Raw genomic sequence first — 21251 nt, 5'->3', positions numbered from 1 at the left:
TATTACGAATAAAGTTATTGCGAGGAACGAAGCAATCAAAACCGCTAAAGTAATTTAGCGGTTTTTTTTATTTTTATAACTAATTGTTTAGAAATAGATCTGATTTGAGTTTAGCATTTTTATGGTTGTAAAAATTTAATATTGCCTTCTATTTCCTTAGTTGTCCAAGTTAGTTGTGGTGAAATTTCGTGAACGCCTATTTTTGTTAATGTAATGCTCTGCAATTCACTAAAGTGAAAGTTTTTAATAATTGATGTGTTATGTAAAAAGTAACTACCTTGATAATATTCACCATATTGCTTTATCTGTTTTTCAATTTTTTTTGAACGGGTTGTAACAATAAATGTTCTTGAATCTCCAAAATGTGGATTACAATAAAATATGATTTTTCCTAGTTTATCAATTTTGGCATTGATGAAAATATCATCTGAATAGTCTTTGTTAAACCTTTCAGCAATTGGGAATATAAAAAAACTAATAGCTAATAAAATTGAGATAAGTTTAATTAACTTTCCGTATTTTGAATTAATTGTCAAAAAAATAATTGTCAAAGGAGTTAAGGTCAAGAATGTCAAGAATGGGAAAAGTAAAATCCAAAATAAAATATTTTCACGAAAATTAAATATCAAATATTTTCCTACTTCATTGGTTAATAAAGTAGAATAAGTTAAAGATGTTATAAATGTTAATAAATATCCCGCTTTTACTTTTCCTAAAATTAAAAGCGTAGATAGTAAAAAAATCGGATATAACCATAGGTAAACTAGATTAGTACCCATAAGTAAAAATTGTAATTGTTATTGGAATAATACTTATTAATCCGATAATGCTTATCAAGGCTATTGTAATTTGTAATTTTTTCATTACTTAGATAATAGTTTTATTTATCTATTCTATTTCGGAATTATAAAATTTAATAATAGTAAAAATAGGTAGATTCAAATATATAGAATTACTTTTAATTTTTCCATTGCTCCACTTCGTAAATCGCAGCTCGTCAATCGTACTTTTATTGTCAATATCATTCTTAATAACTTTGACTTGGGCTTGTTTTAAATTGTGCCAAATTAGCTTACATTAGCACCAAATCGATACTTTTTAAAATGTCCGAACAAAATCAATACAACGAAGACAATATTCGTTCGCTCGACTGGAAGGAACACATTCGTATGCGTCCTGGTATGTACATTGGAAAACTGGGTGACGGTTCTTCGCCAGACGATGGTATTTACATCTTACTCAAGGAAGTACTTGACAACTGCATCGATGAGTTTGTTATGGGTGCTGGAAAAACTATTGAGGTAACTATCAAAGACAAAATGGTAACCGTACGCGATTACGGTCGTGGAATCCCGTTGGGTAAAGTGGTAGATGTAGTTTCCAAAATGAACACAGGAGGAAAGTACGATTCCAAAGCCTTTAAGAAATCAGTAGGTTTGAACGGGGTAGGTACCAAAGCGGTGAATGCCTTGTCGAATTATTTCCGTGTCGAATCCGTTCGTGATAACCAACAAAAAGCGGCTGAATTCTCGGCAGGTAATTTGGTTTTGGAAGAAGAAGTACAAGAATCTACCAAACGTAAAGGAACGAAAGTGGCCTTCATTGCCGACGAGCAGATTTTTAAAAATTACAAATACCGTAACGAGTATGTGGTAAAAATGTTGAAGAACTATTGTTACCTCAACACCGGATTGACCATTTACTATAACGGCGAAAAATACTATTCGGATAACGGATTGAAAGATTTGTTAGAAGAAACCATTACCGAAGAAGATTCAGTATATCCTATTATTCATTTGATTGGAGAAGATATTGACATTGCGTTAACGCACAGTAAATCGCAGTATTCAGAAGAGTACCACTCGTTTGTCAACGGACAAAATACCACTCAAGGAGGTACGCATTTGAATGCCTTTAGAGAAGCAGTCGTAAAAACCATTCGTGAATATTACAACAAAGGTTTTGAGGCTTCTGATATCCGAAAATCTATTGTTTCGGCAGTGTCCATCAAAGTGGAAGAGCCTGTTTTTGAAAGTCAAACGAAAACTAAATTAGGGTCTACAGATATTGGTCCGAATGGGCCAACCGTGCGAACTTTTGTCCACGATTTTATTACGACCAAATTAGACAACTTCTTACACAAAAATCCAGAAGTTGCCGATTTGTTGTTGCGTAAGATTCTACAAGCCGAAAGAGAGCGTAAAGAGCTATCTGGTATTCGAAAATTAGCCAAAGACCGTGCTAAAAAATCGAGTTTACACAATAAAAAACTACGTGATTGTCGTGTGCATTTGCCCGACATTAAAAACCCACGTTATTTAGAAAGTACCTTGTTTATTACGGAGGGGGATTCGGCTTCGGGTTCCATTACCAAATCGCGTGATGTGAATACGCAAGCAGTTTTTAGTTTGCGTGGTAAGCCTTTGAATTCGTACGGAATGACCAAGAAAATCGTGTACGAAAACGAAGAATTTAATTTGCTTCAAGCGGCTTTGGATATTGAAGAATCCATGGAAGACCTGCGTTACAACAACATTGTAATCGCTACTGATGCCGATGTCGATGGAATGCACATTCGCTTGTTGTTGATTACGTTTTTCTTGCAATTTTTCCCAGAGTTAATCAAAGACGGTCATTTGTATATTTTGCAAACGCCTTTATTCCGTGTGCGAAACAAGAAAGAAACCATTTATTGTTACAGCGAAGAAGAGCGTGTAAACGCTATTGAAAAATTAAAACCAAAACCAGAAATTACCCGATTCAAAGGATTAGGGGAGATTTCGCCAGACGAGTTCAAGCATTTTATTGGTGCCGATATTCGTTTGGATCCTGTAATGTTGGATAAAGCCACCTCAATAGAAACATTATTGGAGTTTTATATGGGTAAAAACACACCCGACCGTCAAACGTTCATCATCAATAATTTGAAGGTGGAATTAGACGTGGTGGAGAAATAAAATCAGATATATGGAAGATCAAGATATTCGCTGGAAGCAACGGTTTGAACATTTTATAGGAGCTTTGAGGCAATTGAAAAATGCTAATGAGTTACGAAAAGAAAGAAGTTTTACTGAACTAGAACTTCAAGGTGCTGTTCAGGCTTTTGAGGTTACTCAAGAATTGTCGTGGAAAGTAATGAAAGATTTTTTAGAGTCTCAAGGAAAAACAGACCTTTTTGGAAGTAAAACGGTTGTGCGGGAAGCTCTTAATGTGGGTTTAATTTTAAATGGCGAAGAATGGTTAAGAACTATTGAAAGCAGAAATAAAACTTCTCACATATATGATGAAAAAGAAATTTTACTAATACTTGAAATCGTTTTTAATCAATATTTACCCATTTTTGTAGAATTTGAAACTAAAATGAAAACCTTTTTATAATGTTCGGATTGTATCCCAATTCATATAAAGAAATTATTTCAATACTTCAAAAACATGAAAGTATTGAAAAGGTAATTATCTATGGTTCAAGAGCCAAAGGGAATTATCGGGAAGGTTCGGATATTGATTTTACTCTTTTAGGAACTATTCAATACGATGAATTGATTCAATTAAAAAACGAATTTGAAGAAAGTTATATTCCTTATTTGTTTGATATATCCATATATAATGACTTGCAATCTGAAAGTTTAAAAGAGCATATTAATCGAGTAGGAAAACTATTTTACGAGAAAACTGAAAAATAATTCAGCATAAATGAAAGACGAAGAAGAAGATAACATCATTCCAAACGAAGACGAGAATAACGATTCTTTGGATGTAACGGCAAACGAAAACGAAGAAGGCTTTGACGACATCGTTGCTTTTGGTGGGAATCATTTTTATGAAAATAATGAAAACCCCGAAGACACGATTACGAAAGTAACCGGAATGTACAAAGATTGGTTTTTGGACTATGCTTCGTATGTAATTTTGGAGCGAGCTGTACCGGCTATTGAAGATGGTTTTAAGCCCGTGCAACGTCGTATCATGCACTCTATGAAAGAGTTGGATGATGGTCGTTACAATAAAGTAGCGAATATCGTAGGACACACGATGCAGTATCACCCACACGGAGATGCGAGTATCGGAGATGCCATGGTGCAAATTGGTCAAAAAGATTTGATTATCGATATGCAAGGAAACTGGGGTAACATTCTCACGGGAGATAGTGCCGCAGCTTCTCGTTATATCGAAGCCCGAATCAGTAAGTTAGGACACGATATTTTATATTCGCCTAAAATTACGCAATGGGGAATGTCGTATGATGGTCGTAGAGCCGAGCCTATCAATCTTCCGGTTAAGTTTCCTTTATTGTTAGCACAAGGTGCTGAGGGAATTGCGGTGGGTCTTTCGACCAAAATTTTACCTCATAATTTCAATGAATTAATCGATTGCTCTATCAAAGTATTGAAGGGCAAATCATTTACCTTATATCCTGATTTTCCAACGGCGGGAATTGCCGATGTTTCTAATTACAATGATGGTTTACGCGGCGGACGTGTTCGTGTTCGTGCCAAAATTGCTCAATTGGACAAACAAACGTTAGTGATTACTCAAATTCCGTTTTCAACCAATACATCAACTTTGATTGATAGTATTTTGAAAGCTAATGAAAAAGGGAAAATCAAAATCAAGAAAATTGAAGACAACACAGCTGCTGAGGTAGAAATTTTGATTCATCTACCGCCAGGAGTTTCGCCAGATAAAATGATAGATGCATTATACGCATTTACTGCTTGTGAAACTTCGGTAGCGCCTTTAGGTTGTGTTATCGAAGACAATAAACCATTATTCATTGGTGTTTCCGAAATGTTGAAAATTTCCACCCATCGCACGGTGGATTTGTTGAAACGTGAATTGGAAATCCAATTGGACGAATTGGAAAACAAATGGCATTTTTCTACTTTGGAAAAAATCTTCATTCGAGAAGAAATGTACATTGATTTCAAGTTGTATTCGGATAAAGAATCATTGTATACTTATATGTACGACAGATTCAAACCGTTTACCAAATCATTGGTTCGCGAAATTAATGATGATGATTTGCAAAAATTAACGCAAATTCCAATGATTCGTATTACGCGTTTTGACTCGGATAAAGCCGATGATGCTATTGCGAAGTTGGAAGCCGAAATGGAAGAAGTAAAACACCATCTGGATAACATTATCGATTTTACGATTGACTTTTTCCAAAAATTAAAAGACAAATACGGTAAAGGACGTGAACGTCAAACCGAGTTGCGTAGTTTTGATACGATTGAAGCGACTAAAGTGGTTTTACGTAACACAAAATTATATGTCAATAGAGAAGAAGGGTTCTTAGGAACTGGACTTAAGAAAGACGAATATGTTGCCGATTGCTCGGATATTGATGATGTAATTGTTTTCCTTCGAGATGGAAAAATGATGATTACTAAAGTCGACGAAAAGAAATTCATTGGCAAAGATATTATTCATATTGCGGTGTTTGACAAAAACGACAAACGTACCATTTACAATATGATGTATCGAGATGGGAAAAACGGCTCTACTTTTATCAAGCGTTTTAATGTTTCGGGAGTTACTCGTGATAAATTTTATGATTTAACACAAGAAAAACCAGGTTCCATGGTCTTGTATTTTTCAGCTAATCCAAATGGGGAAGCAGAAGTAGTGACCATTTTATTACGCCAAGTAGGTAGTGTTAAAAAGTTGAAATGGGATGTCGATTTTTCTGATATTGCCATCAAAGGAAGAGCCTCGAGAGGAAATACCGTTTCTAAATACCCAATCAAGAAAATTGAGTTGAAAGAAAAAGGAATTTCCACTTTGCGTCCAAGAAAAGTGTGGTTTGACGATACGGTGCAACGATTGAATGTAGATGGTCGTGGCGAATTGTTAGGCGAATTCAAACCAAATGATCGTTTGTTGATTATCAATCAAACTGGTAAGCTGAAAACGATAATTCCAGAATTGACGACCCATTTTGACGAAGACATGATTGTATTAGAAAAATGGAATCCGAAGAAACCTATTTCTACCATTTATTATGACGGAGAAAAAGAACGCTATTTTGTAAAACGTTTCTTGGTGGAAAATGAGAATAAAGAAGAACTTTTTATTACAGAACATGAGAAATCACAATTAGAAATTGTTTCAACCGATTGGCGTCCAATGGCAGAAATTGTTTTTACCAAAGTGAAAGGTGTCCAAAAGGAGAATCAGACGATTGATTTGGAACAATTCATAGCGGTAAAAGGAATTAAGGCAATTGGAAATCAATTGACTACTGATAAACTGAAACAAGTGAATCTATTAGAGTCATTGCCTTACGAAGAACCAGAAGAAGAAATTGAAGAAACCGCTACTGAAGAAGGGGAGTTGGAGGACATTCCGACTGATACCGATGATGACGGACAAATTACTTTAAGTTTAGAATAAACTTCTAACTTGTCATTTTGAACTTGTTTCAAAATCTTACTTGCGTAAGAGAAACTGAAACAAGTTCAGTTTGACAGCTAATGGGAAAATTATTTTTTCTTGATTTTCATATTGATCATCTCTACTACCAAAGAAAAAGTAATGGCGAAATACAAATAGCCTTTAGGAAGTGGTGTTACATGATTCCCGAAGATTAAAGCGTCAGATAAGTGCGCACTTTCTGTAAGAAGCATCATTCCAATTAGGATTAAGAACGCTAAACCTAAAATTTGAATAGAAGGATGTTTGTTTACAAAAGTCCCTACAGGTACTGCAAATTGCATCATAATGAATACAGATATGACTACGGCAGTAATCATTATATACAAAGCACCTTCGACACCATTGGTCATACCCACTGCAGTTAATATACTATCAAATGAGAACACCAAATCAATCATAATAATTTGTAGAATCACATTTTGAAAGGATTTAGTAGCTGCCTCTTTAATTTCTTTTTCTTCTTCGCCTCTTTCATCTACTTTTTCACGGATTTCATTGGTGCTTTTGTAAATTAAAAATAAACCACCCAATAGTAAAATAACACTTTGACCCGTTATTCCTGCAGAGAACCAACTGAAATCGATATGGAACCATGGTTCTTTCATTTGGATTAATAAATTGATTCCAAACAAAAGGGCAATACGCATGAACATGGCTAAAAACATTCCTATTTTAGTAGCTCTTTTGCGTTTTTCGGCAGGTAATTTACCTGTTGCAATAGAAATAAAAATGATGTTGTCGATTCCTAATACAATTTCTAAAAACGTTAAGGTTAAAAGCGCAATCCAAGCGTCTGGATTTAAAAATACTTCCATTTTATTGAGTTAAGTGTTGATATTTATTTAGTGTTGATTTCTCCAATTTTAGTAACGGTACCACGTTGTTTGGTTTCAATTCCAACCATTCCGAATTCAAAGGTATAGGAATTTTTTGAGGTGGTCAAAATCTTCATGCTAATAGCATTTTTTTCTTGATTGTTTTTGGGATGTTTTTTGCGCAATACATATTCGCAGTCGCTAATCCAACGCACGGTTGCAGTATCTGTTTTACCTTCAAAAGTTTCAACTTCAATACTATCATTGCGTTCAAAAAAAGTAGTTTTTTTGACACCCTCTATTTCGTGTTCAAATTTGAATTTTCCCGTTTTAAAATCTTTGCAATTGTGTTCGGTATTGTAGCAAGAGGCTAGAGATAGCAAACAAAGTAAAGCAATTGTGTTTTTCATTTAATCTATTTTTATATCGTATTTATCCAAAAGTCCTACAATGCCTTGAGCTGAAAATTTAGCTTTTTTCATCGGGTTGAATTCGGGATCAATTTTGTAATTATAAGCAGTTCTGAAATCAGCACCCGCTAACTGACTATCATTAAAAATAGCATTGTCTAGATTACAATTGTCAAAAATGGCATTGTTTAACTGAGTACCTATAAAGGTCGTTTCTTTCATAGAACAAGTCGAGAAATTCGTTTTAGGCATTTTTTTATTGGCAAACGAAGCATAATCCAAAACACAATCTTGAAAACTCACTTGAAATAAAAAATCAGTACAGGTATTAAAATGGATGCCTAATAATTTGCAATTTTTGAAGTGAACCGTTTTTAAACTAGTTCCTGTAAAATGAACCATTGATAGATTACAGTCAATGAATTCGCAATCCATAAAGGTATTGTTACTTAAATCGGAATTGGAAAAATCACAGTTTTTGAAAATACAATCTTCAAATTCTCGATGATTGATTCGGCCGTTGAGAACAACTACTTTTTCAAAGGTTTTTTGGATGTTGATGAGGTTTTCCATTAGTCGTTGAATAAACTTTTCATAATCGTTTTTAATCCGACATATAGACAATATACCCCAAAAATACATAAGCCAATTCCAATGGCTAAAACCAAATAATGCCAATTATTTTTTTGATTCATAAACGCATTATGAATGACAGCAGGACCTATAAAAAGCAAAGGCAAAGCACCTGATACATATTTAAGGGCTTTCGCCAAAAGGTCTTTGTTGGTGGCCATGATTTAGTGTTTTTGCGAATTATAAAAATCAACCGCTTTTCGCACGCTACCTAGTTGATTCAATAGTTGACTTCCTTCTTCATACGAAACAGGAATTTCGCTCATAATCATCTTCACACCACGATCCACTAATTTAGCATTGCTCAATTGCATGTCGACCATTTTATTTCCTTTGACTTTCCCTAGCTGAATCATAGTAGCTGTAGAAATCATATTCAATACTAATTTTTGTGCTGTTCCTGCTTTCATACGGGAACTTCCAGTAACAAATTCTGGCCCAACAATTACTTCAATTGGATATTGAGCCGTTTGCGACAGCGGACTTCCAGCATTGCAAGAAATACTTCCTGTGATGATGTTGTTTTCGTTGCAGGCTTGTAAACCGCCAATAACATAAGGAGTTGTTCCCGAAGCTGCAATTCCGACTACTACATCATTCGAGTTGATGTCGAATTCTTGTAAATCAATCCAAGCTTGTGTGGCATTGTCTTCGGCATTTTCAACTGCACGACGAATGGCTTTATCGCCACCGGCTATGATTCCGTTAACTAAATCAAAAGGAACGCCAAACGTAGGCGGACATTCAGAGGCATCTACAATTCCCAAACGTCCCGAAGTACCGGCACCAATATAAAACAATCGGCCTCCTAATTTCATTTTAGCCACAATTTGAGCTACTAATGCTTCAATAGAAGGCAATGCTTTGGCTACAGCCAATGGTACCGTTTGGTCTTCTTGATTGATGTTGAACAATAATTCTTGTACCGACATTTTTTCTAAATGTTCGTATTTTGAAGATTGTTCTGTAGTTTTAGTAAAAGTCATTTCTTTTGTTTTTATGTGGGGCTATTTACTTTAAAATATAAAAATTAGATAAAATAGGCTAATGCAAATCCCAATACAATCATCGATATTTTGGCGATATTGAACTTGTGGCCTTCGCTACTTTCAAAAATGATCGTGGATGAAATATGAAATAAAATCCCAATAACGATGGCGGTGATTTCGGTATAGTAGGCATTCAATAATGGCAAATAATCGGAAAGAATAGTTCCTAATGGCGTCATGATTGCAAAGGTAATCATGAATAGAAAAATGGCTTTTTTATCCAAATTAGCATTGATAAAGAAAGTCGTTAAAATGATCGCAATAGGTAAGTGGTGAATGGCAATTCCCAAAGCCAAATCGTGATGATGTCCCACAGGAAATCCTTCGGCTAGGGCGTGAATACAAAGACTGATAAACAATAACCATGGAATATGATTCATTTTTGAATGACCGTGTACGTGACCGTGTTCGGCGCCTTGCGAAAAATATTCTAAGATAATTTGGAACAAAATCCCCACCATAATGAATAATCCGATACGGCCGTTCTTACTTTCGTAAATTTCTGGCAATAAATGAATCACGGTCAACGATAACAAAAAAGAACCGCTGAATGCCAAAAGCAATTTGAGTTTCGCTTTGTCTTTTGGTTGGAAAACCAAAGCAAAAATGTAACCTATCAATACAGAAAGTAAGGGTAAAAGATAATTCATTATTTAAAAATCATGATTAATCGTTCGCTTTCGGTTTTATGGAATTTCTTCAATTTATAATCCCCAAAGATATCCAATAAATAGATACCTGCTTCTTCCATCATAGCTTGAAAATCTTGCAAAGTCAACGCTTGTACTTTTTCGGTAAAGTGAAAAGATTCACCTTGATCTTCAAAGTCAATTTCTTTGTAAATATGACCGTCTTTCACATAGCGTTGGATATGGAAATCAATACCTTCTACAGTTTTGGTTTCTTCTGGAACTAAATTAGCGATTACTTGATTCACGTTCATGAAATCAATAACAGCAAAACCATGTTCGGTCAAGCTTTCTTTGATTGCAATAAGCGTTTTCAAGTTGTCGGCATCATTTTCAAAGTAGCCAAAACTGGTGAATAAATTAAAAATGGCATCAAATTGATCTTCCATTTTTTCACGCATATCATGCACTTGAAAGTGCAAACTGCTATTACTGTTTTTACTGGCTTCGGCAATACTGTTTTCTGACAAATCAGCACCAATAACGTCAAAACCCAATTGGTTTAAATAAATAGCATGACGCCCTTTTCCACAGGCTAAGTCCAATACTTTGGCTTTTTCGGGAAGATTAAGATAATGGGTCAAATTGTCCATGAAAATTTGTGCTTCACGGTAATTGCGTTCCTTGTATAAAATATGGTAATACGGCGTATCAAACCAGGAAGCAAACCAGTTTTTAGTGGGCTTTTGAGTAGCTATTACAGCTGGTTTAGCATCTTCAGACATTTATTCTTTTTCAATTAATTCAAGTCCACAAATTTAGTGTATTTTTGCACAAAATAACCCTATTATTTGGATTCAAAATTCAATAAATGGTGTTTTTACGTACTGCTGCAACAAAAACAAAACGAAAGCAGTGGAATAGAATAGAAAAAATGGAAGAAAATTTTAAAATGATTGCCAAAACCTTTTTTGGTTTTGAAGAGATATTAGCCAAAGAATTACAAGCTTTAGGAGCACAAAATGTAGAGCAAGGAGTTCGAATGGTCAGTTTTAAAGGCGATAAAGGGTTTATGTACAAAGCCAATTTATCATTACGAACGGCTTTGAAAATTTTAAAACCGATTTATACTTTTAGAGCCAATAATGAAAATGCCCTGTACAAAGGAATTTCGGGAATTAATTGGTCGAAGTATTTGAATGCCAATCAGACTTTTGTGATTGATGCTACGGTACATTCAGATCATTTTAACCATTCTGAATTTGTTTCTCAAAAATGTAAGGATGCGATTGTAGATCAATTCAGAGAAAGAACGGGACAACGTCCAAGTATCGATAAAGTTTTCCCTGATTTGCGAATCAACATTCACATTGGCAAAGACCAAGTGTCAGTAGCTTTAGATACTTCTGGGAATTCATTGCACCAACGTGGTTATAGAACGGCAACGAATATTGCACCTATTAACGAGGTTTTGGCAGCAGGAATTTTATTGCTTTCGGGTTGGGAAGGACAAAGCGATTTCTTAGACCCCATGTGTGGATCCGGAACTTTTTTGGCAGAAGCCGCTATGATTGCGTGTAATATTCCAGCCAATATCAACCGTAAAGAATTTGCATTCGAAAAATGGAACGACTGGGACAATGATTTGTTTGACCAAATTGTGAACAGTTTAATGAAAAAAGTAAAAGAATTTCATTACACCATAAAAGGATACGATAAGGCGCCAAGTGCGGTGAGTAAAGCCAAAGACAATATTCGAAATGCCAACTTGGAAGATTATGTGAGTATCGCCGAAGAGAACTTTTTTGATACTGAAAAGAACTCGCAAGGAAAATTACATCTAGTTTTCAATCCGCCGTATGATGAACGATTGGACATTCATATGGAAGAGTTTTATAAAAATATTGGAGATACGTTGAAAAAGAGCTATCCTGGAACCAACGCTTGGTTTATTACTGCCAATTTAGAAGCCTTGAAGTTTGTAGGATTGAAACCCTCTCGCAAAATTAAATTGTTTAATGCGAGTTTGGAAGCCCGAATAGTAAAATACGAAATGTACGAAGGAAGCAAACGAACTAAATTTCAAGTAACAGATAAAAATTAAAACGATGACTAAATTACAATTAAGAGCCTTTTTATATCAGTTGGGTAGTTTTGCTATCTTGTTTATTTCTTTTCGCTATTTGATTTTTACTTACACAAACTTGACAGGTTTGTTTATTCCGTTTACAGCTTTTGTAGTAGGCACCATTCTTTCGCCAAAATTCCAAGCAGTGAAAACCAGAGAAGGTGAAAAATTATTCATGTCTTGGCTTTTTATTAAAGGGATTAAAGAATTGTAATCTTTGGTTTCCACCAAAGGTTTATTACAGATTGTTTTTGGATTTCCTCCGTGTTTTGTGTTTTTTATTTGTCCGTTAGGGATTTAATTTAGGTAAAATTAAAAGCAAAATGAAAAAAATCCCTTTAGGGATGTTATTTATATTAAATCAAATCAAAAACTGATTTCGTCCCTACGGGACTTTTTTTGATCTCGTATTTGAACTACCGCGATTTAACTCCTAACGGAGTATAATTTAGTTTATTTGACAATCACTTTCTTTTTATACAACGGAATAAAATAAGTAACGCTGTAGTTAAACCCAATTCCAAAACTACCATTGTACGTTCTGTTGAATCCAGGAATATAAAGATTATCAAACCCGTCAGGTTTCTTGTTGGTAATCAAAGTTTTTAATTGCACGCTAAATCCAACAAAAACATTGTTGAACATTTTGGCTTTCATTCCAGTGACAACTTCTAGCCAACTTGCGCTTAGTCCGTTGAATTTTTCACTAGCAGGAATGGCGGGTAGTTCTCCCCAATACGGATGGGCATTGTAGATTTTGTAGCTATTCAATTCTTCACTGAAGGTGCTGAAACCATAGCGCAAACCTACCGATATAATATTTTCCATGTCCAGCCAATTTTCATACATATTGTAGTCAAATCCAGCTTTCAAGTACGAACCTTTACTATTTGTGGTTAATCGGTCGTCTTCGGTGGTTTTGTTTTCGTTTCCGAGTTCGGCGGCTAAAAAGTATTTTTTATTCCATCTAAAATCACCCGTAAGTTCAATTCCTTGGTAATTTTTATCATAAAAACCACGAGTTAATTTGAACAAATCTACGCCTACGCGAAGTCCGTAACGGTCTTTTTTTACCGGAATACTATCTTCAGCTTGTTCTTGAGCTACTGTCTCCAGATTTGATTTTACAGTGGCTTTTTCCTGTGCTTGTGTCAAGCTTAGCATCAGCAAAAAACAAAGACTAGAAAAATATTTTAAGATGTGTTTCATTTTCATTTTCTATGTTTGATTTTTCTACTGAAATGTATTGCATCCATTTGTCAGTGGTTGCTGGAACTGCCGAGTGCACAATCGGATTTGTAGCTTGTAATTTAAAAATAGTTTTATAACCGCAGGCTCTTGAAACAAACACATTGGTTCGAGTATAATTAATTTGGATTTTATCGGTAAAAACCAAAGCAGGATTAGTATTGCCCGAATTGAAAACTAGATTGTAAGTAGTTACATCTTGATCCACTTTTAAAGGGATAGAAATGGTACTTCCACTAGTTACATATTTTAAATCGCCTGTTGCTGTAGGACTAAAAACAATTCCTTCTGTCATTCCTTCTCCTATAACTTTTAACTTGGTTACCGTCTTTACAACACTAGGGTTATTGATGTCATAAAAGGTAAGTACTAGTCGCGGAGTAGTGGCAGTATTCGCATCGCAAATATCGTCTTTTTCACAACTAGAGAAAAAGACAGATACGAAGACAACTAATAGAAGGATTCCTTTTTTCATTTGATTATCGTTTCTCCAAAAGTACAACATTTTCAACATGATGCGTTTGCGGAAACATATCTACAGGTCGCACACGAGTTACTTTGTATTTTTCATCCATTAGCGCCAAGTCACGTGCTTGTGTAGCCGAGTTACAACTTACATACACCACTTTTTGAGGCTCAATTTTCAGAATTTGTTCAATTACATCTTTGTGCATTCCGTCTCTTGGAGGGTCAGTGATAATTACATCTGGTTTACCGTGTTGCGCGATAAAACTTTCGTTGAAGACTACTTTCATGTCTCCCACAAAGAATTCACAATTGGTAATTTCATTGCGTTTGGCATTGGCTTTAGCATCGCTAATCGCTTCAGGAACGCTTTCTACACCAATTACTTTTTTAGCTCTTTTAGACACAAATTGCGCTATAGTTCCTGTTCCAGTATATAAATCATATACCGTTTCATTTCCTGTAAGTCCTGCAAAATCTCGGGTTATTTTGTATAATTCGTAGGCTTGATCGGAATTAGTTTGATAAAAAGATTTGGCATTAATGCTAAATTTCAAACCTTCCATTTCTTCTAAAATGTAATCTCGGCCTTTGTATAGTTGAATGTTGGTATCGTATAAAGTATCGTTTGCCTTGTTATTTACGACAAATTGAAGTGAAGTAATTTGAGGGAATTTTTCGTAGATGTGATCTAAAATCAATTCTCTATTGGCTTTGTCATCTTCAAAAAACTGAATCAATACCATAATTTCTCCAGTCGAAGCAGTTCGCAACATTAACGTACGTAGCAAGCCTTCGTGCGCTCTCGGATTGAAAAAAGTCAATCCATTTTCATTGGCGAAAGCCCTAATTTCATTACGAATAGCATTAGATGGATCTTCTTGCAAATGACATTTATTAATGTCCAAGATTTTGTCCCACATTTTCGGGATATGAAATCCTAATGCATTTCTATTGCCTAAATCTTCAGTACTTTCGATTTCTTTTTCGGTTAACCAACGGCTATTGGAGAACGAAAATTCCATTTTGTTTCTGTAAAAGAATTGTTTTTCTGAACCTAAAATCGGTTCAAATTCAGGAAGTTCAATTTTTCCAATGCGTTGCAAATGGTTTTTTACCTCATTTTGTTTGTAAAACAATTGTTGGCTGTATTTCATATTTTGCCATTTACAACCGCCACAAACACCAAAATGTTCGCAAATAGGTTCAATTCGATGTTCCGAAAGTTCGTGAAACTTGACTGCTTTTCCTTCATAAAACGCCTTGCGTTTCTTGAATGTTTGCACATCCACGACGTCTCCAGGAACTACATTAGGGATAAAAATTACTTTTCCGTCGGGCGCTTTTGCTACCGATACGCCTTTTGCACCAGCATCAAGGACTTTTATTTGATGAAAGACAACTTTGTCTGTATTTTTTCTTGCCATAGCGCAAAAATAAGTGTTTGAATGGTTTTATAAATTCAATTTGGGAAAATTTTTTAAAAAGGATTCAAATTAGCCTATCTTTGCCGACTGAAAAATGCCTATATGAAGTTTGATTTATTACAAAAAGATCCACAATCGAAAGCGAGAGCTGGAAGTATTACTACTGATCACGGTGTGATTGAAACCCCTATTTTTATGCCTGTTGGGACAGTGGCTTCTGTAAAAGGAGTACACCAAAGAGAATTGAAAGATGATATCAATCCGGATATTATTTTGGGGAATACCTATCATTTGTATTTGCGTCCGCAGACCGAAATTTTAGAAAAAGCGGGAGGATTGCACCAATTCATGAATTGGGATCGTAATATTTTAACTGATTCTGGAGGTTATCAGGTGTATTCTCTTTCTTCTAACCGGAAAATTAAAGAAGAAGGAGTAAAGTTCAAATCGCATATTGACGGTTCGTACCACTTTTTTACACCTGAAAATGTAATGGAGATTCAGCGTACCATTGGTGCCGATATTATTATGGCTTTTGACGAATGTACGCCTTATCCTTGTGATTATAACTATGCTAAACGTTCGATGCACATGACGCACCGTTGGTTAGATCGTTGTATCAATCATTTGGATAAATTGCCTTTCAAATACGGCTATGAACAAACTTTTTTCCCAATAGTTCAAGGAAGTACGTATAAAGATTTAAGAAGACAATCAGCCGAATATATTGCTAATTCGGGTCAGCAAGGAAATGCCATTGGCGGACTTTCTGTTGGAGAACCAGCCGAAGAAATGTATGCAATGACCGATGTAGTTTGCGAAATTTTGCCCGAAGACAAACCGCGTTATTTGATGGGAGTGGGAACGCCTATTAATATTTTAGAAAATATTGCTTTGGGAATTGATATGTTTGATTGTGTAATGCCAACCCGTAACGCAAGAAACGGAATGTTGTTTACAGCCAATGGAACCATCAATATCAAAAATAAAAAATGGGAAGCTGACTTTTCTCCAATAGACGAAATGGGAATTACGTTTGTAGATACTGAATATTCGAAATCGTATTTACGTCACCTTTTTGCTGCCAATGAATACCTTGGAAAACAAATTGCCACCATTCATAATCTTGGTTTTTATATGTGGTTGGTTCGTGAAGCCAGAAAACATATCTTAGCAGGAGATTTCAGACCTTGGAAAGAAATGATGGTCAAAAACATGAGCCAACGATTATAATCTTTTGTCATGAACAAATTAACAATAATAGATAAATACATCTTAAAGCGATATTTAGCCACTTTTTCGGTGATGCTATTGTTGTTTGTTCCTATTGGAATTATTGTTGACGTATCGGAGAAAGTGAATATGATGATTAAAAATCAGGTTCCATTAGATAAGATCTTATTGTATTATTTTCATTTTACGATCTATTTTGCCAATATGCTGTTTCCGATATTTTTGTTTTTATCGGTGATTTGGTTTACCTCAAAGTTGGCTAACAACACAGAAATTATTGCTATCCTGAGTTCGGGAATTTCATTTACTAGATTCATGAGGCCTTATTTGATTGGTGCTTCCATTATTTCGGTGGTAGTACTATTGATGGGATTTTACTTGGTTCCAGTAGCTAGTGAAGGATTTAATAATTTTAGATATACCTATCTGAGAACAGGAGGACAACAACTCATGCAAGGGGATAATACAGATGTGTATCGACAAATTAGTGATACTGAATTCATCTATGTTAACAGTTTCAATACCGAAACCAAAATGGCTTATAATTTTTCTCTGGAAAAATGTAACTATGAGAAGTTAGACTATAAAATTACGGCTTCTAGAATTCAGTGGAATCCAAAAGAGAAAAATTATACTTTATTTGATTATACTAAAAGAACAGTTGGACCTTTAGGTGATAAAATCGAAAAAGCAACAGAGAAGAAAATGAAGTTTGCTTTTGATTTGGAAGATTTGGCTCCTGTGGTTTATATTGCCGAAACACTTTCTTTAGGTAAGTTGAATGATTTTATAAACAAAGAGAAGAAAAGGGGGTCTTCCAATATCAATGTCTATTTAGTAGTTTTCTATAAAAAGTTTAGTATTCCAATTTCGGCCTTTATTCTTACCATTATAGCTGTTTCTGTCTCAGCAATGAAGCGTAGAGGCGGAATGGGAATGAATTTAGCTATCGGAATTGCAGTGGCGTTTTCATTTGTATTTTTTGATAAAATTTTTGGTGTCTTAGCCGAAAAATCAAGTATGTCTCCTTTAGTTGCGGTTTGGTTACCTAACGTACTTTTCGGAATTTTAGCTTATTACTTATTACGAAATGCAAAACGATAATTTAAAAAGCTACCTTAATCTTCATTTAATTGTTTTTATTTGGGGATTTACAGCCATTTTAGGAGCTTTAATTACATTACCTGCGGATGATTTAGTTTGGTATCGAATGCTGTTTGCAAGTGGTTTTTTAGGGTTGTTTTTAGTGGCCAAGAAAAAATCATTCCACATTCCAATGCGCGGATTGCTTCAATTGGTATTTGTTGGATTGTTGATTGCCTTGCACTGGATTTTCTTTTTTCAAGCCATTCACATTTCCAACGTTTCCATTACCCTTTCCGTATTTTCATTAGGCGCTTTTTTTGCCTCTTTATTGGAACCTATTTTTTACGGACGAAAAGTACTGTGGTACGAAGTGTTTTTTGGGTTGATTATTATTGCAGGTTTGTCTTTGATACTACAAGTAGAAAGGGGGTATATCAACGGAGTATTTTTTGCGTTAGCTTCTATAATTTTGGGAGTTATATTTACCTTGTTGAACGGAAAATTAATAGCAAAACACGATCCGTCTGTAATTACGTTTTATGAATTCCTTTCGGGTTTCTTCTTTATCTCTATTTACTTTATCTTTCAAGGTAAATTCAGCATAGACTTTTTCGTCCTTACTCTTAATAACTGGGTTCTATTATTTATTTTGGCATCCATTTGTACGGCTTATGCCTTTACGTCTTCGGTTCGAGTAATGCGAAAATTAACCCCTTATACAGTCATGTTAACGACTAATTTAGAGCCTGTTTATGGAATTATTTTGGCTTATTTTATCATTGGTGGAAAAGAAAAAATGAGTACTGAATTTTATATAGGTGCTTTAATTATTGTAATTACGGTAATTTTGAATGGGGTAATAAAACACTATTATAAAGGCAAAGAATAACTAAAAACAAGGTGTTTTTTTACACTTAAATAGAAAATAAAGACTGTCAAACGATTTTAAATTTTATATTTGCAGTTCTATTCAGAAAAATAAATAACACTAACTCCTATGGAATATTTAGATTTTGAACTTCCTATCAAAGAATTAGAAGATCAGTTAGAAAAATGTGTTGTTATTGGTAAAGAATCAGATGTTGATGTAACCAATACGTGCAAACAAATCAATAAAAAGTTAGAAGAAACTAAACGCAATATATACAAAAACCTAACGGCTTGGCAACGTGTTCAATTGTCAAGACATCCTAATAGACCGTATACGTTAGACCATATCAACGCACTTTGTGGTGATACTTTTTTAGAATTACATGGAGATCGTGGTTTTAAAGACGATAAAGCGATGGTGGGTGGTTTAGGAAAAATTGCGGGTCAATCGTTTATGATTATTGGCCAACAAAAAGGATACAATACTAAAACCCGTCAATACCGAAACTTCGGTATGGCAAATCCAGAAGGGTATAGAAAAGCTTTGCGCTTAATGAAAATGGCAGAGAAGTTTGGTATTCCTGTGGTAACTTTAGTGGATACTCCTGGAGCTTACCCAGGTTTAGAAGCCGAAGAACGCGGACAAGGAGAAGCCATTGCTAGGAATATCTTCGAAATGGTTCGTTTGAAAGTTCCTGTAATTACTATTATTGTAGGAGAAGGAGCTTCAGGTGGCGCTTTAGGAATTGGTGTTGGAGACAGAGTGTATATGTTAGAGAATACTTGGTATTCTGTTATCTCACCAGAGTCATGTTCGTCTATCCTTTGGAAAAGTTGGGAATACAAAGAACAAGCTGCTGAAGCTTTGAAACTGACTTCTTCTGACATGAAAAAGCAAAAATTAATTGATGATATTATTCCTGAACCATTAGGAGGTGCGCATTTCGATCGCGAAAGTACTTTTAAAACGGTGGAACAATACATTATGAAAGGATACAATGAGTTGAAAGACTTATCAACAGAAGAATTGTTAGCCCAACGATACGAGAAATACCTTGCTATGGGGCATTTTAAAGACTAATTATCTTACAAATCAGTACTAAATCCGAAGCCTTGTAGTTTCGGATTTTTTTTGACTTATAAACAAAAAATAGTTAGTTATCAACATTTTTTTGTAATAAGTCGTTGCGTACTTTTTTTTAATTTTTCTTATTTTCGCTACATGGAAAATTTTAGAAATATAGCGCCAGTTAAAGTAGATAAAGCGACTATCATTAATCTCGAAAAAGGAAAGTTACCTCCGCAGGTTTTGGATTTAGAAGAAGCCGTGTTGGGAGCCATGATGATTGATAAAAAAGGAGTAGATGAGGTTATTGATATCTTACAAGCCGATGCCTTTTATAAAGACGCACACAAATATATTTTTGAAGCGATTGTTCAGCTTTTTACTGAAACACAACCTATTGACTTATTAACGGTTTCTGCTCAATTAAAGAAAAATGGAAAATTAGACTTAGCAGGAGGTGATTTCTATTTGATTCAGCTTACGCAAAAAATTTCCTCTTCGGCACACATTGAGTTTCACTCTAGAATTATTTTGCAAAAATTTATTCAACGTAGTTTGATCCGCATTTCATCTGAAATTATCGAAGATTCGTATGACGAAACTACAGATGTTTTCGATTTGTTAGATAGAGCTGAATCTAAATTATATGAAGTAACTCAAGGAAATATTAAACGTAGTTCTGAAACAGCTCAAAGTTTAGTGTTACAAGCCAAAAAAAGAATCGAAGAAATAGCCGGTCAAGAAGGATTAAGTGGTGTGGCGACTGGTTTTGAAAAATTAGATAAGATTACTTCGGGCTGGCAACCAAGTGATTTGATTATTATTGCGGCTAGGCCCGCGATGGGGAAAACAGCATTTGTATTGTCTATGGCGCGTAATATGGCTATTGATTTTGGAATGCCTGTTGCGTTATTCTCTTTGGAGATGGCGTCTGTACAATTGATTACGCGTTTGATTTCTTCGGAAACGGGTTTGTCTTCGGAAAAATTGCGTACCGGAAAATTAGAAAAGCACGAATGGGAACAATTGAGTACCAAAGTGAAAAACCTAGAAAAAGCACCTTTATATATTGACGATACACCATCGCTTTCTATTTTCGATTTAAGAGCTAAAGCAAGACGTTTGGTTTCTCAACACGGAATTAGAATCATCATTGTAGATTATTTACAGTTGATGACTGCTGGTGGAAACGGAAAAGGCGGCGGGAATAGAGAGCAAGAAATTTCGACTATTTCTCGAAATTTAAAGGCTTTAGCCAAAGAATTGAATGTTCCCGTTATTGCACTTTCGCAATTATCACGTGCGGTGGAAACTCGTGGTTCAAGTAAGAGACCTTTGTTATCTGATTTACGTGAATCGGGAGCAATTGAGCAAGATGCTGATATTGTTTCGTTCTTATACCGTCCAGAATATTATAAAATTGACGAATGGGACGATGATGAAGCCTCGCCAACTGCGGGTCAAGCAGAGATAATGATTGCCAAGCACCGTAATGGTAGTATCGAAAATGTTCGTTTAAAATTCATTGGTCACTTGGGTAAATTCGACAATTTAGATGATTATTCGGGTAGTTTTGACGATTTGCCATCCAGCATGAATAGTGATGATAATCCGTTTATTACTAAAAACTTGCCATCGGCTAATGAAGCTTTTGGAAGTAATCTAAATGACGACGACGAGGACAGTGATGTTCCGTTTTAGAGAGTAAATTAAAATCCGCTGCTAAGCGGATTTTTTTATGAAACCAATTA

At 35.0% G+C, this 21251-nt stretch carries 22 protein-coding genes; 11 read left to right on the top strand and 11 right to left on the bottom strand.

Features of this window, described 5'->3' with window-relative positions:
• Positions 1–119: 119 nt before the first annotated feature.
• Positions 120–779: a hypothetical protein gene (locus Q0L65_RS09000; RefSeq protein ID WP_296685491.1), complete on the bottom strand. Its 660-nt coding sequence runs from the start codon at positions 777–779 to the stop codon at positions 120–122.
• A 324-nt stretch (positions 780–1103) separates the two neighbouring features.
• Between Q0L65_RS09000 and Q0L65_RS08995 the strand changes: the two genes are divergently transcribed.
• From Q0L65_RS08995 to Q0L65_RS08980, 4 genes are read left to right on the top strand one after another with little or no spacing between them, the layout of a single operon-like run.
• On the top strand, positions 1104–2957 hold the full coding sequence (locus Q0L65_RS08995) for a DNA topoisomerase IV subunit B (RefSeq protein WP_296685488.1): 1854 nt from the start codon (positions 1104–1106) through the stop codon (positions 2955–2957).
• 10 nt (positions 2958–2967) lie between these two features.
• On the top strand, positions 2968–3378 hold the full coding sequence (locus tag Q0L65_RS08990; RefSeq protein WP_296685487.1) for an HI0074 family nucleotidyltransferase substrate-binding subunit: 411 nt from the start codon (positions 2968–2970) through the stop codon (positions 3376–3378).
• Entirely contained in the window at positions 3378–3683 is a 306-nt protein-coding gene (locus Q0L65_RS08985; RefSeq protein WP_296685486.1) for a nucleotidyltransferase domain-containing protein, read from the top strand. Before Q0L65_RS08990 ends, Q0L65_RS08985 begins: the two co-directional genes overlap by 1 nt.
• A 10-nt stretch (positions 3684–3693) precedes the next feature.
• Positions 3694–6399, top strand: coding sequence for a DNA gyrase/topoisomerase IV subunit A (locus tag Q0L65_RS08980; RefSeq protein ID WP_296685484.1), 2706 nt, complete (start codon positions 3694–3696; stop codon positions 6397–6399).
• 89 nt (positions 6400–6488) lie between these two features.
• On the opposite strand, the gene Q0L65_RS08975 is transcribed toward Q0L65_RS08980, so the two are convergent.
• Genes Q0L65_RS08975 through Q0L65_RS08945 form a run of 7 tightly spaced genes read right to left on the bottom strand, consistent with a single transcriptional unit; the run spans position 6489 to position 10762 of the window.
• On the bottom strand, positions 6489–7256 hold the full coding sequence (locus Q0L65_RS08975; RefSeq protein WP_296685482.1) for a TerC family protein: 768 nt from the start codon (positions 7254–7256) through the stop codon (positions 6489–6491).
• A gap of 23 nt (positions 7257–7279) precedes the next feature.
• Positions 7280–7666 carry a DNA topoisomerase IV gene (locus Q0L65_RS08970; protein WP_296685480.1) on the bottom strand — a complete coding sequence of 129 codons (387 nt, stop codon included), beginning with the start codon at positions 7664–7666 and terminating at the stop codon, positions 7280–7282.
• The gene (locus tag Q0L65_RS08965) at positions 7667–8239 is read right to left on the bottom strand and encodes a pentapeptide repeat-containing protein (protein ID WP_296685479.1); all 573 of its coding nucleotides are present in this window, start codon (positions 8237–8239) and stop codon (positions 7667–7669) included.
• Complete coding sequence (locus Q0L65_RS08960; protein WP_296685478.1) at positions 8239–8460, bottom strand: DUF6095 family protein; 222 nt, start codon at positions 8458–8460, stop codon at positions 8239–8241. Before Q0L65_RS08960 ends, Q0L65_RS08965 begins: the two co-directional genes overlap by 1 nt.
• Positions 8461–8463: 3 nt before the next feature.
• Positions 8464–9285: an N-acetylmuramic acid 6-phosphate etherase gene (gene murQ / locus Q0L65_RS08955; RefSeq protein ID WP_296685476.1), complete on the bottom strand. Its 822-nt coding sequence runs from the start codon at positions 9283–9285 to the stop codon at positions 8464–8466.
• Between the two features lie 44 nt (positions 9286–9329).
• Positions 9330–9998, bottom strand: coding sequence for a ZIP family metal transporter (locus tag Q0L65_RS08950; protein WP_296685473.1), 669 nt, complete (start codon positions 9996–9998; stop codon positions 9330–9332).
• Positions 9998–10762, bottom strand: coding sequence for a class I SAM-dependent methyltransferase (locus Q0L65_RS08945; RefSeq protein WP_296685472.1), 765 nt, complete (start codon positions 10760–10762; stop codon positions 9998–10000). Before Q0L65_RS08945 ends, Q0L65_RS08950 begins: the two co-directional genes overlap by 1 nt.
• 149 nt (positions 10763–10911) lie before the next feature.
• Between Q0L65_RS08945 and Q0L65_RS08940 the strand changes: the two genes are divergently transcribed.
• Together Q0L65_RS08940 and Q0L65_RS08935 are read left to right on the top strand one after the other, a co-directional pair.
• A complete protein-coding gene (locus Q0L65_RS08940; protein WP_296685470.1) occupies positions 10912–12081 on the top strand; it encodes a THUMP domain-containing protein in 1170 nt (389 codons plus the stop codon).
• Positions 12082–12085: 4 nt separating this feature from the next.
• Entirely contained in the window at positions 12086–12319 is a 234-nt protein-coding gene (locus Q0L65_RS08935; RefSeq protein ID WP_296685469.1) for a hypothetical protein, read from the top strand.
• 239 nt (positions 12320–12558) lie between these two features.
• On the opposite strand, the gene Q0L65_RS08930 is transcribed toward Q0L65_RS08935, so the two are convergent.
• From Q0L65_RS08930 to rlmD, 3 genes are read right to left on the bottom strand one after another with little or no spacing between them, the layout of a single operon-like run.
• Positions 12559–13314, bottom strand: a complete 756-nt coding sequence (locus Q0L65_RS08930) for a DUF6048 family protein (RefSeq protein WP_296685467.1) — start codon at positions 13312–13314, stop codon at positions 12559–12561.
• Positions 13286–13828, bottom strand: a complete 543-nt coding sequence (locus tag Q0L65_RS08925) for a DUF6452 family protein (RefSeq protein ID WP_296685464.1) — start codon at positions 13826–13828, stop codon at positions 13286–13288. The genes Q0L65_RS08930 and Q0L65_RS08925 overlap by 29 nt, the downstream gene beginning before the upstream one ends.
• A gap of 4 nt (positions 13829–13832) precedes the next feature.
• Entirely contained in the window at positions 13833–15245 is a 1413-nt protein-coding gene (rlmD, locus tag Q0L65_RS08920; RefSeq protein WP_296685463.1) for a 23S rRNA (uracil(1939)-C(5))-methyltransferase RlmD, read from the bottom strand.
• A 102-nt stretch (positions 15246–15347) separates the two neighbouring features.
• On the opposite strand from rlmD, the gene tgt reads away from it, so the two are divergent.
• From tgt to dnaB, 5 genes are all read left to right on the top strand, one after another.
• Positions 15348–16478 carry a tRNA guanosine(34) transglycosylase Tgt gene (tgt, locus tag Q0L65_RS08915; RefSeq protein WP_296685460.1) on the top strand — a complete coding sequence of 377 codons (1131 nt, stop codon included), beginning with the start codon at positions 15348–15350 and terminating at the stop codon, positions 16476–16478.
• Between the two features lie 9 nt (positions 16479–16487).
• The gene (locus Q0L65_RS08910; RefSeq protein ID WP_296685458.1) at positions 16488–17582 is read left to right on the top strand and encodes an LptF/LptG family permease; all 1095 of its coding nucleotides are present in this window, start codon (positions 16488–16490) and stop codon (positions 17580–17582) included.
• The gene (locus tag Q0L65_RS08905; RefSeq protein WP_296685456.1) at positions 17569–18453 is read left to right on the top strand and encodes a DMT family transporter; all 885 of its coding nucleotides are present in this window, start codon (positions 17569–17571) and stop codon (positions 18451–18453) included. Before Q0L65_RS08910 ends, Q0L65_RS08905 begins: the two co-directional genes overlap by 14 nt.
• 108 nt (positions 18454–18561) lie before the next feature.
• Positions 18562–19515 (top strand): acetyl-CoA carboxylase carboxyltransferase subunit alpha, encoded by a 954-nt coding sequence (locus Q0L65_RS08900; RefSeq protein WP_296685454.1) that lies wholly within the window; start codon positions 18562–18564, stop codon positions 19513–19515.
• 141 nt (positions 19516–19656) lie between these two features.
• A complete protein-coding gene (gene dnaB / locus Q0L65_RS08895; RefSeq protein WP_296685451.1) occupies positions 19657–21201 on the top strand; it encodes a replicative DNA helicase in 1545 nt (514 codons plus the stop codon).
• The last annotated feature ends 50 nt before the right edge of the window (positions 21202–21251 follow it).

Source organism: Flavobacterium sp. (assembly GCF_024642105.1).
Lineage (GTDB): Bacteria > Bacteroidota > Bacteroidia > Flavobacteriales > Flavobacteriaceae > Flavobacterium.
The sequence above is the reverse complement of the archived record's forward strand: the minus strand, read 5'-3'. Positions and strand labels throughout refer to the sequence as shown.